13 protein-coding genes are annotated in these 16,373 nt (G+C 64.3%); 5 read left to right on the top strand and 8 right to left on the bottom strand.

Features of this window, described 5'->3' with window-relative positions:
- Nucleotides 1-67: 67 nt before the first annotated feature.
- On the bottom strand, nucleotides 68-1,465 hold the full coding sequence (locus tag ON34_RS31690) for an ABC1 kinase family protein (RefSeq protein WP_040786857.1): 1,398 nt from the start codon (nucleotides 1,463-1,465) through the stop codon (nucleotides 68-70).
- Nucleotides 1,466-1,640: 175 nt separating this feature from the next.
- Between ON34_RS31690 and ON34_RS31685 the strand changes: the two genes are divergently transcribed.
- A complete protein-coding gene (locus tag ON34_RS31685) occupies nucleotides 1,641-2,303 on the top strand; it encodes a TetR/AcrR family transcriptional regulator (protein WP_040786757.1) in 663 nt (220 codons plus the stop codon).
- 636 nt (nucleotides 2,304-2,939) lie between these two features.
- Nucleotides 2,940-4,166 (top strand): PucR family transcriptional regulator, encoded by a 1,227-nt coding sequence (locus tag ON34_RS31680; protein ID WP_051023416.1) that lies wholly within the window; start codon nucleotides 2,940-2,942, stop codon nucleotides 4,164-4,166.
- Between the two features lie 141 nt (nucleotides 4,167-4,307).
- On the opposite strand, the gene ON34_RS31675 is transcribed toward ON34_RS31680, so the two are convergent.
- From ON34_RS31675 to ON34_RS31655, 5 genes are all read right to left on the bottom strand, one after another.
- Entirely contained in the window at nucleotides 4,308-4,940 is a 633-nt protein-coding gene (locus tag ON34_RS31675; RefSeq protein WP_040786753.1) for a TetR/AcrR family transcriptional regulator, read from the bottom strand.
- 82 nt (nucleotides 4,941-5,022) lie between these two features.
- Nucleotides 5,023-5,646, bottom strand: coding sequence for a TetR/AcrR family transcriptional regulator (locus ON34_RS31670; protein WP_040786750.1), 624 nt, complete (start codon nucleotides 5,644-5,646; stop codon nucleotides 5,023-5,025).
- 451 nt (nucleotides 5,647-6,097) lie between these two features.
- On the bottom strand, nucleotides 6,098-7,738 hold the full coding sequence (locus tag ON34_RS31665) for a long-chain fatty acid--CoA ligase (RefSeq protein ID WP_040786747.1): 1,641 nt from the start codon (nucleotides 7,736-7,738) through the stop codon (nucleotides 6,098-6,100).
- A gap of 83 nt (nucleotides 7,739-7,821) precedes the next feature.
- The gene (locus tag ON34_RS31660) at nucleotides 7,822-8,796 is read right to left on the bottom strand and encodes a helix-turn-helix domain-containing protein (protein WP_040786744.1); all 975 of its coding nucleotides are present in this window, start codon (nucleotides 8,794-8,796) and stop codon (nucleotides 7,822-7,824) included.
- A 49-nt stretch (nucleotides 8,797-8,845) separates the two neighbouring features.
- Complete coding sequence (locus ON34_RS31655; protein WP_040786740.1) at nucleotides 8,846-10,282, bottom strand: amidase; 1,437 nt, start codon at nucleotides 10,280-10,282, stop codon at nucleotides 8,846-8,848.
- A gap of 537 nt (nucleotides 10,283-10,819) precedes the next feature.
- Between ON34_RS31655 and ON34_RS31650 the strand changes: the two genes are divergently transcribed.
- Nucleotides 10,820-11,830: a response regulator transcription factor gene (locus tag ON34_RS31650; protein ID WP_157172550.1), complete on the top strand. Its 1,011-nt coding sequence runs from the start codon at nucleotides 10,820-10,822 to the stop codon at nucleotides 11,828-11,830.
- Between the two features lie 271 nt (nucleotides 11,831-12,101).
- Here ON34_RS31650 and ON34_RS31645 read toward each other — a convergent pair whose 3' ends face one another.
- Together ON34_RS31645 and ON34_RS35355 are read right to left on the bottom strand one after the other, a co-directional pair.
- Nucleotides 12,102-12,809 carry an amidase family protein gene (locus ON34_RS31645; RefSeq protein ID WP_157172549.1) on the bottom strand — a complete coding sequence of 236 codons (708 nt, stop codon included), beginning with the start codon at nucleotides 12,807-12,809 and terminating at the stop codon, nucleotides 12,102-12,104.
- A gap of 133 nt (nucleotides 12,810-12,942) precedes the next feature.
- On the bottom strand, nucleotides 12,943-13,293 hold the full coding sequence (locus ON34_RS35355) for an amidase family protein (RefSeq protein ID WP_083889939.1): 351 nt from the start codon (nucleotides 13,291-13,293) through the stop codon (nucleotides 12,943-12,945).
- Nucleotides 13,294-14,023: 730 nt separating this feature from the next.
- Here ON34_RS35355 and ON34_RS34045 point away from each other — a divergent pair.
- A complete protein-coding gene (locus ON34_RS34045) occupies nucleotides 14,024-14,671 on the top strand; it encodes a cysteine hydrolase family protein (protein ID WP_051023415.1) in 648 nt (215 codons plus the stop codon).
- Between the two features lie 165 nt (nucleotides 14,672-14,836).
- Nucleotides 14,837-16,360, top strand: coding sequence for an AMP-binding protein (locus tag ON34_RS31635; RefSeq protein WP_040786732.1), 1,524 nt, complete (start codon nucleotides 14,837-14,839; stop codon nucleotides 16,358-16,360).
- Nucleotides 16,361-16,373 lie beyond the last annotated feature (13 nt).

The following is a 16,373-nucleotide window of genomic DNA, read 5'->3' as shown; positions in this document are numbered from 1 at the left end:
GCCGGGAACATCGGTGAAGGTGGGTCGAGAAGCGGATCAATGTCTCCGCAGTTCGGTGATGGCCTGGTCAGCGGTGGGTAGGAGGTCGCGACAGTCGCCCGGCTCGCCACCGTGCTGTTGCCCGCCCGATCTCGGTTGTCGGGGGCTCGCCGTAGAGCCATTCACGGGCCAGTCGATGCCAATTGTTGGTCGTCTCGAGCTGGCCGAGTGCGGCGAAGGTGAACAACTCCGCACGCTTGGAGAACACGTGCTCAGCTGGAAGCAGTTGATGCCGCATACCGCGGAATTCGTCCGCCCTCGGATCGACGGCGAGTACCACTGCCGCGGTGGCGAGTTCGGGGGTGATCGTGATCTCCTCGTCGAGCAACTGCCAACCCGAAGCTGCCCAGACGTACTCCAGGCATTCCTGCGGTGTGACGCCCGCGTCCGGGTCGATGATGCCGCGGCCGACCCACGCCTGGTACAGATCCTCGGCCCGGTGTTCCCCGGCGGCGAGCAGGGATGCACGCTCGAACTCGGCGTCCGCGGGGTTCATCCGGTAATAGAGCCCGAAATCCACGAAGGCGAGGCGACCGCCCCCGTCCAGAAGGATGTTGCCGGGATGCGGGTCACCGCAGAACTCGTAGTCGGAGAACAGCGAACCGATGTAGAAGCGGTAGATCAGCTCACCGATCCGGGCTCGGTCGGCCTCAGGCAGAGCCTGAATCTCTTGGAAGGAACTTCCTTCGACGAACTCTGTCACAAGAACGTGGTGCGTGCAGTGTTCTTCGACGCTGTCGGGCACGGTGATGAAAGGATGTTCGTGGAAGCGCGAGGCGACTTCGTGCTGAGTCCGCGCTTCGCGCAGGTAGTCGAGTTCACCGCCGACGTTGCGTGCGATCTCGTCCAGCACGGCGGCGTCGGCCGCGCTCGGCAGCACGGATCTCCACAGCTTGGCGAACAACTGCAAGTTACGCATGTCGGCCTGGACAGCCTCGTCCACACCGGGGTATTTCACCTTCACCGCGACCATGCGCCCGTCACGCAATCTCGCCCGATACACCTGGCCGATCGAGGCTGCGGCCACCGGTGTCTCCTCGAAATCGGCGAATACTCGCGACACCGGTCCCAGATCAGCCTCGATGACCTTCCGCATCGCACTGAACGGAACCTCCGGTGCGCGATCTCGAAGTTCGGCCAGCCTCACCCGAAACAGTTCACGGTGGGACTCGGGAACGAGGTCGACATCGAGAACCGACAGCATCTGGCCCAGCTTCATCGCCGCGCCCTTCATGCCGCCGAGCACTGTGACCATTTGCTGCGCGGCTTGCAGAGCGGACCTCTCGGCGAGTATCTGCCGGGCTTGGTCCGGCCGGCCGATCATAGACAACCGGGTCCCTACTCCACGCGCAGCTTGCCCGGCGACGAGTCGGCCCAGCCGAGTGCCCCGCACCAGTCGACCTCTGGGCAGCTGACCGCCCGCCATCAGCACCTCCGTGGGCCGACCCATGACCTGTATCGCGTACCGCTGGAGCCGGCCGTTCCCGCAACGTGGGCCGTCGATTCAACGGTCTAACAACTTACAACACGCGGCAGTGATAATCGACAGCTGAAGGTGAAGTGAGCAAAGCTCTTTTTCAGTCCGACGACAGGGAAGTGTCATGCCGCACAAGGCCGCCCGACAGCGCCCTCGTCCCACCCAGCGGCGTGCGAAGGAAACGAGGGAGCGGATACTCGACACCGCGGCGCGGTTGTTCGGTGAGTGTGGAATCGCTGAAACCTCGACGAACCGGATCGCGGCGGAGGCCGGCTTGAGTATCGGCACGGTCTACCGGTACTTCCCCGATCGGACCGCGATCGTCGATGAGCTGCTCGAGCGCCTTCTCGAAATCGCGGAGCGGCGCTTCACACACTGGGTGTCCGACTTGTCGCAGCGCCCGATTACCCAGCTGCACCCCTCGTTTCCGAGGATATCCACTGAGATGCTGGATCTGTTAGCCGAAGAGTTGGTCGCCAACGCGCATCTGGTGCGCGCGCTGGGCGGCGAAACGCAATCCCATGGCAGCCGCATTCCCGAGTTCGAACTGCGTCTGCGCCCGCTGGTCAAAGTGCTGTTGATCCAGCTCCTCGGTCCAGGAGACGATCACAAGCATGACGTGATGGCATACGTGCTGATCAATATCGGCTTCGCGGCGGTGCTGCGCACAACGGCCCTGGAGGTCGACGACCACAAACGCCGCGAGGCCATCGCGATGACCGCTCAGATGATCGGCGCATGGCTCGAAACTGAAGTTCGGTCAGCTCGACTGAGGTCGCTACCCTGAGCCCTGCGGCCAGGACTGTGTCAGCGCGTCCTGCGAGTAGCCCCGGGAGTGCGTGTCGAACAGCCGGGAATTGAAGGTGGCCGGGTCCGGCCGCACTCGCAGGTTGGTGTGCGCACCAGTTCACCGCGCTCTTCGAGCGCTATGTCCGAGGCTCGTGGCATGGCGACAAATCCCTCCAACGGCGTTCATTCTCAACCGCTCGATCTTCTGCGATCCGATAAACGATCTGTGGTCGGTGCCGAATCGGGCATTCCGCCCTGATCGGACTGTGGCGAGTGGGCGTCCACGAGCTGGATCCAGTGGCAGCGGCATCGCCCGACGCCTAGCCGATGTTCACTGCGTGCTCGATGTTCGAAAGCTACCGCAAAAAGTGAGCAATCGTGGCGCGCAACCATCCAGATTTTATTCGAACGCTGTGACGAATGGCCTTCCGCCGCAGGTTGACGCCGTGATGCGCCGACATCGAGAGGTGGGGCAAAGAAGAGTGGAACGTGAGTTCGGGAGCCTCTTATCGTTGGACCAACCGATCTTGGAGCGCAGGTCGAATGCGTTCGCCGTGGGAGTTCGGTCGTGCGCGGCGGCCGAGCGCACCATCGGCCAGTAGAGCCGCAGCAACTGGGCGGAAGGGAGTCGACGATGACAACCAACGGAGCACTTCGGAATGGACCGACCGTCTCGGGCGAACCGATGCCATTACCCCCACGGGGCGTGCAGGGGGTGTCTCGGCAGCTGGCCAGATACTCCATCGACAACGTGTCGACCGCCATGCTGCCCGACGACGATGTCGCCCGGGTCTGCCTCGAACTGTCGGTCAGCATGCTGGACAGGCAAGATATTCCGGCGAAGACCGGTCGGCTGGCCGATGCGGCAACCGAGTGGGCTCGGGAGGGCGTGCCTATCGACACGATCCTGCATTCCATCCATGAAGGATTGAAGCTGGGTATGGATCTCGTCTTCTCGAACGGGACGGTGAAGGACTACGCCAGTCTGGTGGACGGCATGAAACTGGTTGTGGAGATGCTCGACATCATGAGCGCCACTGTCGCCCGCGCTTATGCCCGTGAGTCCAAGGCGGCGGTCAGTGAACATCACACCGCCGTTCACACGCTGACCTCCGCGCTGCTGGGGGGATACACCACCGCCGCAATGGTCCGCGCAGACGGAGTAGCCATCGCCGAGGAGTATTCGGTTCTGGCAGTAGAGGTTGCGAACCACCCGGACGAGCAGCATCCGATGCTCGACGGCAAGGTCGTCGCCCGCCGTAAACTGCGCCGCCTGCAGGCCGAACTCGCTACTCGCTGCGGCGAGCACGCACTCGCGCTGCTCAGTGTGGTCGGTGGGACGATCCTGATCCCGACTGCGACGCTGAGCGATGAGCGCCTCGACGAACTGCTCGCCCAGTTGTCGGCGGCCGCTCGCGTACCGGTGACAGCGGTCGTTGTCACGGCGTCGGCCACTGAAGTGCCCGGTGCGGCCGATCGCGCTCACGAATTGCTCGACATGGTGCGGCGGCTGCGATGTGCCCCCGGCCTGTACCGTTTCGCCGATATGGCGCTGGAGTATCAGTTGACCCGGCCGGGTCCGGGTCGTGAAGCTCTCGGGTCGCTGCTGGACTCCCTCGACGATCATCCCGAACTGTTCCAAACCCTGCGGAGCTATATCAGCAATAATCTCAATCGCCAACGCACCGCACGCTCGTTGCAAATCCACACCAACACCGTCGACTATCGGCTCAGGCGCATCAGCCAAGTCACCGGACTCGATCCCACCACCACGTCGGGCGTGTGGCAGCTACGGTCGGCGCTCATCGCCCGCACGTTCACCAAGCGCAGCCATCCCGATATCCATATCGACGCCGTGTGAACCGCCAGGCGGACATACTCGCCCTCTTCATCTACCTGCCTCTGTCGTGAGCAAATTTGCGCGCGGTGGCAGTCGCTGAATGTGACCGCTACGCAGCCGAGCGGACAGTTTGCCAGCTCCGGCGCCTCATAGTGGTGGGGGCTATCCGAAGCTCGACGATGCCACGATTTCGGCGGCGGCTCCTGCCGCGATCAGGCGTGCGGTCATGACAATGACTTCGCGGCGCTCGCCGGTATCGGCGTCGAGTAGCGCGGCGCGGACCGCGGCCGCGAAACCGACATTGATCAGAACGAACGCCCTTGCGTCCTGGCCTGTTTCATTCCCGGGGCCGAGCACCCGGATCAGCAGGACTTTCAGTAGCGCGCGCAGGCGTGGTTCGAATTCCGGGAGACCACTGTTGTAGTAGGCCAGCCCTCCCGCCAACGCCCGCACCAGTGGGGCGTTGGCCACCAGCTCGTCGGTGATGGACTCGAGGATCGTGATGGCCAGCTCGAGAACGGTACTGCCGGCGGAATCGGACACGCTGCGGATGAGGTGCTGTTCGATATTTTCCAGCAGCCTTTGCAGCAGTTCGTCAACCATGACCGCACGGTCGGCGAAGTGCCGGTAGACGGTATTGACGCTCACCCCGGCCTCGGCGGCGATCCGGTTGGTCGAGGTATTGGCGATCCCGTGTTCCCCGAACAGGTGTGCGGCAGTATCGAGAATATGCTCTCTGGTGGCTTTCGCGCGTTCCTGTGTCGGAGGACGAGTCGCCTTCTTCGCCGGGGTCACGTACCCGCTTCTGTCTGCCGGCGCAGGAGGCGCGGTGTTGTGCGACCTGACGGTGCGCCGATTGCCAAGCGTTCAACCTGCGTCATGCCGAGCCTTGCGGGCGTTCGGATTCGATCCACGCCGCGACCGCACGCGCGGTGATGCTGAGAGCCTGCTGACGTTGCGAGTTGTCGATTTCGAGCACCGACGCGCGAAGCGCCGCCGCGATCCCGGTGTTGATCAACACGATACTCATGATGTCGTACTTGTGGTCGTCGCCCGGTCCGAGCAGCTGGATAACCAGCACCTTGGCGAAAAGACGTAGACGGAGTTCGAGTTCGGGGATACCGGTGTCATAGAACGAGACACCGACCGAGAGCGCACGTATCAACTGGGCGTTGGCCATCAGCTCGTCGGTGATGACCTCCAAGATCGACTCCATCAGCTCTGCGGTGGTTTGCCCGGCGAGGCCGAAGACATGCTGAGTGAAGCGTTGTTCGGCATTTTCCACTAGCCGCTCGATCAGCTTGTCCACCATGACCGTGCGGTCGGTGAAGTAACGGTAGACGGTGCTGACGCTCACTCCGGCCTCGGTGGCGATCCGGCTGGTCGACGTGTTGGCGATTCCGTGTTCTCCGAACAGCCGTGCGGCACTGTCGAGGATGTGCTCGCGGGTTGCCTTCGCCCGTTCCTGTGTCGGACGACGGGTCCCACTGTTCGGCGGCATGAGATACTCCTGCCTGCTGTCGCCGGGAAGGTCACCGTCGCCAACCCTACGGTCTTGTACCAGCGGCCGCGGCCCGGAACTGCCGCAACGAAGCGGCGACTGGGGCGGGCGCTCCGACTCCGCGACAACAAGTCCAACCGAAGGGCACATGCGTAGGGCCAGTGATTGCATGGGTCACATCTTCGAGACGGGCGACCGCCGCCCACCCTGGTCACGCCGGTCCCAGGCCGGCCACCCGAAGACTCACAGCGAGCGTGGGGGCATAGCACTCGGTACGGCGTCGTGGCGTTCGGGGCGGGGCGGGCGTAGGCCCGCAAGCCTGGCTACGGCTGGCTCCCGCGGCCTCGAACTCGACCGGCGTGATTGTGCCTGGACAACGGCACCCCTGCATGTTCAAGGGCACTCGACCACCTGCTCAACCGATAGCCGAGGCCCACTTGCAGATGTCACCTCAGGTGAGGGTAGTGACCTCCAGAGTGCCGTCGTGGAAGGCGGCTCGCAGCTGCTTCTTATCGAACTTGCCGACGCTCGTCTTCGGTACCTCGTCGATGAATGTCCAGTGCTCGGGCAGTTGCCACTTGGCGAAGGACGAGGTCAGGTGCGCGCGCAGATCGCGGGGGGTCACCTGGGCGCCGTCGCTGAGGACGACGGCGACCAGCGGCCGCTCGTCCCACACCTGGTCAGGCACGCCGATCACTGCGGCTTCGGACACTGCGGGATGGGCCATGACGGCATTCTCCAGCTGCACGGAGGAGATCCACTCCCCGCCCGACTTGATCACATCCTTGGATCGGTCGGTCAAGCTCAGGTAGCCGTCCTGGGTGATCGAGCCGATGTCGCCGGTGCGCAGCCAGCCATCGCCGAACTTCTCGGGGTCGGCCGCGTCTGTGCCCTCCGGCGCGAAGTAGCGCCCGGTGACCCACGGCCCGCGTACCTCGAGTTCGCCGAGTGAGCGTCCGTCCCAAGGCTGCACCTCGCCGCGGTCGTTCACCAGCCGCGCCTGCACGCCGGGCAGCAGTCGTCCTTGTGTGTAGCGGTAGCGCCAGGCGTCGTCGCCTTCGGCGGTCGGCGGTGCCCACGCGAGGCTTCCCAAGGGGGATGTCTCGGTCATCCCCCACGCCTGGATGATATCGACGCCGTGCCGCTCGGCGAATGCGTCCATGAGTGCGGGTGGCACGGCAGAGCCGCCGACGACGACGTTACGCAGGTGCGTGACGTCCTGCGGGTGGCGGTCGAGCTGATCGAGGACGCCGATCCAGATGGTCGGGACGGCGGCGGCGAAGGTTGGCCGTTCCTGGGCGAGCAGCCGCACGAGGTCCGGGGCGTGCAGGTAGCGGTCCGGCAGTACGAGCGACGCGCCGGCCATGAGCGCCGCGTACGGAATACCCCAGGCCATCGCATGGAACATCGGGACGATCGTGAGCGCGCTGTCGTGCGGGGACAACGCCATTCCGTACGTCGCGCACACCTGCAGTGAATGCAGCCAGATCGAGCGGTGTGAGTACATGACGCCCTTGGCGTCACCGGTCGTGCCGGAGGTGTAGCAGGACGCAGCGGCCGCGCGTTCGTCGAGTTCGGGCCAGTCGTACTCGTCGGGCTGCGCGGCGAGCAGGTCCTCGTAGCGATGGATGACGACCCCTGCCGGGGCGTCGAATTCGACCGGCCCGGAGGAAGTTACGATGACGTGCCGGACGGAGGTCAGGTGTGGGAGCACGTCGGCGAACTGCGCGCTCAGCGAGCCGTCCACGATGACCGCCTTGTCGCCGGCGTGGTTGGCGATATAGACGTTCTGCTGGGGGGCGAGCCGAATGTTCAAGGTGTGGAGGACAGCTCCCATCGCCGGCACCGCGCAGTACGCGGTCATGTGCGCGCGGTTGTTCCAGAGGTAGCTGCCCACGCGGTCGCCTTCCTCGATGCCGAGCGCCCGTAAGGCGTGGGCGAGGCGCGCGGCATCGTGCCCCAACTCGGCGAACGTCATCTGGTCGACGCCGTCGGGTGTCCAGGTCGTGACTCGCGCCGTGCCGTGCACGGTTGTGGCGTAGCGCAGCAGCGTCGCCAGGGACAGCGGCTCGTCCTGCATCGTGCTCAACATGGAAGGCTCCGTTCGATGGGTAGCGTGCGCCGGCGCGTAGGCGCGCGACAGTGGTAATGGGGGAGAGGGGTGGTAGTAGAACGTCAGCGGCGGTGGGCGCCCGGTGTCCACATGGGCCGCAGCAGCAGCGCCTCGTGAATCGCTTGGGCGACCGCCGCTGTCCGGGTGGTCGCGCCGAGCTTGCCGAGGATGCGCTCGACGTGGTGAGCGATTGTCCGCTCGCTGAGATACATGCGAGCGGCGATGTCGGCATTGGTGAGCCCGGCGCAGAGGTGGTCCAGGACCTCGAATTCTTTGGCCGTCAGCTGGTGCGGCGGCTCTTCGCGATGCACGACTGCGCAGACACGAAGATTGTTGGATGACCAGTCGATCCGGTACCACTTCGAGCCACGCCAGCGGAACGAGCCGGACCGCGGGGCCGACCGCACGTTCAGCCCACCCAGCAGGGTCGCGACCTGCTGCATGTCGGCGCGTGGCACATCATCTGCGCAGAACACCAGTCGGCCATCCTCGACCACCGCCACCTCGGCGTCCGGCCCCACCGGCGTGGCGTCCAACAGGGCCGCCACGACCGGCAGAGATCGCTCCAGCACCGCGAGCTGCGCCGGCGAAGGGATGAGGCGGGCGCGGGTGCTCAGGTGCACGTAGCCCGCGTGCTCGCCGGTTTCGGTGTAGTAGCCGATCGACATCCCGCCGTTGAACCCTGCCGGGCACAGGAACTCGCGAGCCGACTCGCTGTTCTCGTAGGTGTAGTCCGGGTCGACCCACCACCGTATCGGCGGTCGAGTCCTGTCCCGGCGGATGCTCGTCAGCGCCGGGTCCCGCGCGAGCAGTGACCGTGTCGTCATCAGTCGCAGCTCCTCGGGCCCGTACCCGCGCTGCGCGAGCACGTGCATCGAGCCGCTGGCCAGGTCGGGGCGTGTGACGATCGCCGCATCCACGTCCATCAACGTGCCGATGCGCTGGAGCAACTGCCCGTGCGGTCGGACTCCGCGTAGCGCGTCCGCGGCAATCGAGGCGAGTTCGTAGCCGAACGCGTCCACCGCTCGCTCGTCCATGCCGCCTGCTCCACGCCACCGATGCCCCTTCCTGCCCATTGTGACGCTTTCAGCCCGCGGCGTGAACACCTGGACGGCGATCTGCCCACGGCATCGCGCGCTCCAACTGCGCGGCCACCGCGATGAGCAGCGACTCCTGGCACATGTCCGCGGCAAGTTGTACGCCGATCGGCATGCCGGCCGAGGACTGCGCCAGCGGCAGGCTGATCGCAGGCAGGCCGGTTTGGTTGAACGGCGGCGTGAAGGACAGGTAGTTGTGGAACAAGTCGCACCAGCTGTTCGCATCGAGGCTGTAGTCGTTGTGGTCGAGGAAGGCGAGCGGCAGCGCCGTGGTGTTCGTCGTCGGAGTGATCAGGATGTCGTAGTCGGTGAAGAAGTTGCCGAATATCCGGCTCGTCTCGTTCTGGATCGCGAGTGCCTCGCCGAACTGTCGGGCGGTCATCTGCTGCCCGGCGCGGTAGGCGATCAGGTTGCTCGCCTCCAGGCTCTCCTCGGACGGAGCGATGCCCGAGAGCGCGCTCGCCGCCTCCGTCATGTCGGTCGCGAACTGGATCCAGAAGCAGTGCTCGGCGATCATGAATCGCTCCCAGTCGAACACCGGGGTTGCGGTCTCGACGTGGTGGCCCAGGCTTTCCAAGATGGCGCCGACTGCCTGGACGGCGGAAGCGACCTCTGGCTCGACGGGTGTTCCGGCCCACGAACTGGTGTGCAGGGCGATACGCAGCCCGCGCCGGTCGGCGGTCAGCTCATCGGTGTAGGGACGGGCCGGCGCCTGGACCCGATAGCGCTCGCCCGGTACCCAGCCGGCGACCTGGTCCAGGATGCCGGCCACGTCTCGGATGCTGCGGGTGATCACGAATTCGGAGGCCAGCCCCGTCGCACCCTCGCCGTGGCCGGGTCCCAGTGACACCACCCCCCGGCTGGGCTTGAGCCCCACCGTCCCGTTGTAGGAGGAGGGGATGCGGATCGAGCCGCCGGCATCGTTCGCGTGCGCGACCGGCACGCCGCCTGCCGCGACGAGTGCGCCGCTGCCACCGCTGGAGCCGCCGACCGACCGGCTCAGGTCCCACGGATTGCGTGTCGAGCCATTCACCAGCGGCTCGGTATTGCCGCCGTAGCCGAACTCCGGCGTCGCGGTCATGACGGTGGTTGCCAAGCCGGCGCGGCGAAAGCGCGCCATCAGTTCGGTGTCGTAATCCAGGGTGACCCCGTGCTCGCCGGTGATACGGCTTCCCCACTTGAACGGTACGCCCGCCGCATGGCAGATGAGGTCCTTCAACCCGAAGGGCGCGCCGGCGAAGGGGCCGTCGGGGTTGTAGTCGAGGGGGCGGTCCCACGGCTCGTTGACGCAGGCGTTGATCTGCGGTTGTACCTTGCCGATCGCCTCGACGGCGACGGTGTGCACCTCCTCGGCGGACACCTCGCCACTGCGGATGAGTTCCGCAAGCCCGGTCGCGTCCTGCCGGGTGTACTCCTCGATGTTCATCTCACTTCTCCGTCCGTCGGTTGGCCGTTGGAGCAAGTAAAGTGAGTCGGGCAATGCCTTCCTAGGGCAGATCTGCCCAATCGACCGTCGTGTCGTGGTCGTTCAGCTAGGGACAAGCTGCCTTGCTCCGTTGGCTCCCGGGCGAGCGCCGCATGGACCTCTACACGACCCGCCTGCTACGGGGCGGCGTTTATCGACGAACACCGGGGTCTCGATGGACCACGTCACCGGCCTGGACGACCACGAGGGCCCGTGGAAGCAATCCCAGTGCGCAACGCCGAGTCAGGCCAGTCGTCTGTCCGCACTGAGCAACGAACGATCCGCACCCGCATCGCCACGGTCGCCGTCAGATCCGGACCGTTCCCCCGCGTTCGTATCTCAGCGTGCTCGTCGACCGTAAACTTCACCAGCCCGTTATGAGCGCGATCGATCAACCTCTGCATAATGCAGAATCACTGAACAATAACTGCGCTAGACTTGGGCGCACGATTCGACCCACAGTATGGGCCAGCGTGGAGCGATTTCGAGGTGGTCGCGTTGGTTACGCGATTCGAAACAAGGCTGCAAACGGCCGCCAACGAGGGCGGCCTCGTGCGGTGTCCGCGCGACGAGGTCCGGGAGCAAGCTGAGGAGACCACGCGCCTACTTCGAGAGCTCGTTCCCTGTTCCGCCTACCTCCTCAGCGCGTGGGACCCTCTCCTCGGCAAGCATGGTCATCGGGAACTGGCTAGCGACGGCTACTCGAAAAGGACTATCGAGCACATCAACGATGGCTTCGTGAGGGATAATCCGGCCTTCCCGCTGATGCGCATGCGAACGTCTGGAGCGCTGCGGTGGCGGGATATGGCCCGGGACTGGAACCTCGACTTCGCGGGGACCATTACTGCTGAGGAGTTCCTCATACCGGAGGGGTTTCACGAAGGGACGACGTTCTGTTTGCGGCTGCCGGATGGCCGGTACACCGGTTCGCTGCACATGAGCTGGTCGAAGCCCTCCGATGCCACCGACGAGGGGCGGGAGACTCTCGAACGGTTCCGGGGGCTCTTTGCCATGGTGTGTGACACGCTCCGCACACCGAAGACCCTCGTCGATACGCTCGCTCCGGGAGCCGGGGCGGTCATCGTGTCGTCTCACGGGATGGTCGCCGAAGTACCCGGCCACGAGACCGGGCCCAAATTGGCCGAGGACAGCGCCCTGCTGCACCTTCTCACCCGTCTGGCCGGGAGCTGGCAGCGCTGTAGTTTTCTCTGGCCGAAGCGGTCCGGGCCCTGCTGGAGAATCACGGTGGTCCCCTGTCCAGACGGTGTAGCTCTGGTGACTGCGGAGGCCACACCGTGGCCGTACGGCCTGACGCCCCGCGAGTTGGAAGTCCTGCATCTCATAGCGAGCGGCTTGTCCAATCCCAAAATCGCCCAGCGCCTATTCATAAGCGTGCGGACCGTGTCGACCCACGTGGAGCATATCTTGACCAAGCTGTCCTGCTCGACGCGCTCACAACTCGTTGCTATTGCGGTCAGCCAGGGGTTGCTCCTCGGCGAAGATCCATGAGGGAGCGGGTCTTTCCCTTTTGGGACAACATTCTGTAGCGAGCGCGGTCGTCGTGGCCGCCAAGCAGATGCCGCATGAAATGGTGCGCGCGCGAGACATTTACGCGGGAAGTAATCCCACGCCACATCCACTTACCCGCGTTTGCTGGGCAAACTTTTCCGACATACCTGCGGTCGTGGTGGGGAAACGCTGACCTTGTCCCCACCACCTGAGACATCGCCTCTCTGCTACACCGACTCGCGGTGGAGTCCTCGAGGACCGCGGGCGCCGGCTATCCCAGCGCGAGGGCCGGCCGCCGGTGCGTCCACGGCGACGCCTCCTCGGAGCGTGCCGCCAGCCGCAGGACATCGGTCTCCCGGAAACGCCTGCCGACTATCTGCATGCCCACGGGAAGGTTCCCTGGAGTAAATTCGACGGGAACGCTGGCCGTCGGGTGCATCGACAGATTGAAAGGCCATGTCAAGACCCAGCCCAGCCACATGTGAACATGCTTGCCGGCAACAATATCTGGGCCAGAGGACATTCCTTCGGCAGACGGAGGCGGAACTGCGATGGTCGGGCAGACCAGGTAGTCGTACTTGTCCAGAACTCTCTGCGTCTGGTCATACCAGCGACTGCGAGCGATGTCCATTTTGATGCAGTCGGCCGCCGACCTGGCGTTACCCAGGTCGAACATCTCGAGGATGAAGTCACACATGCGCGTGCGATTCTCCGGCGTCGCGTACTTCTTGAATAGAGCAGACAACGACGCCCACTTGACCAGCTCGGCCTCGTAAACCTCCTCGGTCACCTTGATCGGAACCTCTTCGACCTGGCAGCCGAGATCACTCAACGTCGATACCGCCTTCTCGACGACCTCCCTGACTCGCGGGTCCACAGCCCAGCCCACATCGGGTGAGTACGCGATCTTCGCGCCGCGAACATCGCCTTGAAGCGCGCCGAGCCAGTCCTCCCCGGTGTCCGGCAAGGAAAAGGGCATCCCGTGCATCCGGGCCTGCCCAAACCGACATCAAGATAGCGGCGCCCCGGACGGCCCATGTCATGGGTCCGAAGTTCAGAAGACTCTCATAGTGAGTCTCCAGGATTCCGGAGGGTTCGCCCGAATTGCGGCTTCAAGCCGAAGGTTCCGCAACAAGAGGACGGGATCTTATCGGGTATGTTGCCCTTGAGCGCCCACGACCCGAACGTCGTCTCGATTCCTTCGACACGGTGATGTCCTTGATCGCGATGGGTACACCGTGCAGAGCCCCCAGTTCTTTGCCGGAAGTGACCGCAGCCTCCGCCTCGCGAGCCTTCGCACGCGCTCGCTCGTGAAGTGTGAAGCAGTACGCGTTGACCTGAGGGTTGATCCGGTCGGCTTGATCGAGGAAAGCATCCACCACCTCAACTGGCGAGAGAATCTTCTGCCTGATCTTCGCCGCCAATTCCGTGGCTTCCATCAGACAGATCTCATTCACGCCCATGGCCCTCTCTTTCTAGGTAAATAGCAAATCAATGTCCACGACTCGTGAAGCGTTCGATCGCCTGGGCCTCGTCAGCTAGCAGAGACTCGCATCCGCCAAGGCGACAGCCTCAGCGCTTCGTTTATCTGCTCCTCGCCGACACACGTAGGATCTCTGCCTGAGTACGCCGAGGCCATATGTCAATCGACCGATTTTGCGTGACCCGAATCTACCCAGACCAGCCTCCGTCGATGCCGCCGGCGGCGCCTTTCGCTCTAACGGGTGCGTCGTATCGGGAAGGCACTGTGCCGTGCCCGCAATAGCCGACGTCCTTCGCGGCGGCCACGTCGGCGACGAGCTTCCGGCGGGATTGATACGCGGGTGATGGTGATCGCCTGGTCGGCGGCGAGCAGGTGCAGGAGGAGTACGCCAATGTCGAGACCGTGGTCGTCGGTGACCACGTTGCGACCCTCCCTGAGGTAGAAGGTGCCGCCAGTGAGGTCGGCGGTGGATGGTGGCGCCGTCGCGGTGCGCGGTCTGTCCGGCGCGGGAGGCTGATCAGAGGCTGGCGCCGTAATTGCCTCCGAGCCCGCCGATGTCGCTGGCTCCCCGGCCGGGAGCGCCTCTGCAACGGGCTCTGCATCTGCCAAGTCGGGAGCACAAATCCGTCAGTTGACGTATGGCGATGCGGTTGTTACGGAACCATCCTGTCAACAGCCGAATCAACACCGAGGAATGGAGTAGCGGCGCTATGAGCAAGAAACTTGTCGATGACGCGATCATCATCGTGGTCGACATGATCAGAGATTTCCTCGAGCCCGGCAAGGAGTGGGTGATCGACGCCGGGCGCGATATGTATCCCAAGACGAAGGAGCTCCTCGAGTTCGCTCGAGCGAATAAGGTGCCGATCGCCTATAGCGCGTCGCATTTCTCGGGTGGGGATCACGGCGGTGGGGACGACCGCCTCGACGACTACTGGCATCAGACGCGCAACAGTTGCATCCCGGGAACCTCGGGAGTCGAGGTTGTAGATACGCTCCGGCCGGAGGCGTTCAGCGAATACGAGGTCTACATCCAGAAGTGGAAGTACAGCTCCTTCTATGCCTCGAAGCTCGACGTGGTTCTCAGCAATCCACCGTTCCGGGGTCGGGATACGATCATCGTCACAGGAATGGCCACGAACTTCTGCTGCCTCACCACCACGATCGATGCTTTCAATCGGGATTACAAGGTCATTTTTGTCGACGACCTGAATTGCACTTTCGACGGTATTGACGGCACGCCCGCCGAGACGATGCATCGGGTCACGGTCGAGACCCTGAAGCAGGGCTACGCCGAGGTTATCGACGCGGAGACCCTCATGGGCCGGTTGCGTGCGGACGTCGCCATTTCCGGGTAGGAAAGGCGCGACGACTCCGTCGCAGTACGGCCGAACCGGCGAACCCTGACACCAATTACTCGCGGCGCTGCTGGCTTGGCTGGTAGCGCCGCGATCAGGGTAACAGTCGAGATCCACGTGAGGAACGTCAGGAATGAAATGGTTGGTGTACGGGAGGGTGAAGTCATGACGCGCACGATCGGTGATATTGCTCCGATAGCCGCGCGGCGATTCGGGGCCCGCGCCGCGTTCGTTATCGAGGGTCGGACCGTGTCGTTCATCGACCTGGAGCGTCAGTCGAATCGTGTCGCGAACGGACTCACGAGCACCGGCGTCGTAGCGGGCGATCGAGTTGTGCTGTATGGACACAACTGTGTCGAATGGATCTTCGCCTACTACGGGATCGCGAAGACCGGTGCCACGGTGATACCCGCGAATGTCATGCTGACCCCGGAGGAGGTCAGCTTCATCACCGAGGATGCCGGCGCGCGAGTTGTCGTTGCGTCGGCCGATCGAGGCCGGGCGCTGCTCGAGGCACGAGCGGACCAGACTGCGCAGGTCGTCGTGTGGGGCGGCTCGAGCCCCGGCGCGGCAGCGTTCTCGGACTGGCTCACCTGCGGCGGCCCCGATTTCGCTCCTGTGGCGCGGGAGCCCGGGGATCTCGCCGCGATCTGCTACACGTCGGGGACGACGGGTCGCCCCAAGGGAGCGATGCAGAGTCATCGTTCGGTGATCGGCGCCGCGACGGGGACGGCGACGATGGGAGCGAGAGGTCCGCATGACCGGATCGTGAGCGCTCTGCCGCTGCCGCACGTCTATGGATCGTGCGTGTTGAATGCTTCGGTGATGGCCGGCTCGTGCTTGATCATGATTCCCCGCTTCGATGAGGTGGCGGTTCTGAGTGCTATCAGCGAGCAGGCTGCCACACTGATGGATGGTGTTCCGACCGCCTACTACTATCTGCTGGCGCATCCCGACTTCGACAAATACGACCTGTCGAGCCTGAAGCGTTGCTGGGTCGGTGGCCAGACCCTGCCGGCGGCCAAGTCGGTCGAGTTCACAGAGCGAACGGGCTGCCCCGTTCATGAGGTCTGGGGGATGACCGAACTGGCGGGTGTCAGCAGCGCCAATCCCGTGGTCGGCCCCAACAAGCCCGGGACGATCGGAATCCCTTTCCCCGGCAACGCAATGCGGATCGTCGACGCAAATGATGCGAGCAGAGAGATGCCCGTGGGGGAGCGCGGCGAGCTGATGTTCCGGGGGCCGCTCGTGATGCAGGGCTACTACGGCAACACGGCTGCGACGTCGGACACCATCGAACCGGACGGCTGGCTCCACACCGGCGATATCGCAACGATGGATGAGGACGGGTACTTCACCATCGTCGACCGCAAGAAGGACATGATCCTGACTGCCGGTTTCAACGTCTATCCCGCGGAGATCGAGCGCGTACTGTGCATGCATCCCGCGGTCGCTCTCGCTGCCGTGGCGGCCGTACCCGACGCGATGAAGGGCGAATTGGCAAAGGCCTATGTCGTGGTGAAACCCGGCGCGGAGGTCAGCAGGGAGGCGCTCATCGCGCACTGCCGCGCTCACCTGGCCGCATACAAGGTTCCCCGCGCGGTCCAGTTCGTATCTCAGTTGCCTGTCACCTCGTCCGGGAAGATCATGCGCCGCCTGCTCGGCGACTATGACGACGGCAGCCGCTGAGAGCGTGTCGACG

The organism is Nocardia pneumoniae NBRC 100136, assembly GCF_000308755.1.
GTDB lineage: Bacteria > Actinomycetota > Actinomycetes > Mycobacteriales > Mycobacteriaceae > Nocardia > Nocardia pneumoniae.
This window is presented reverse-complemented; position numbering and strand designations above follow the sequence as displayed.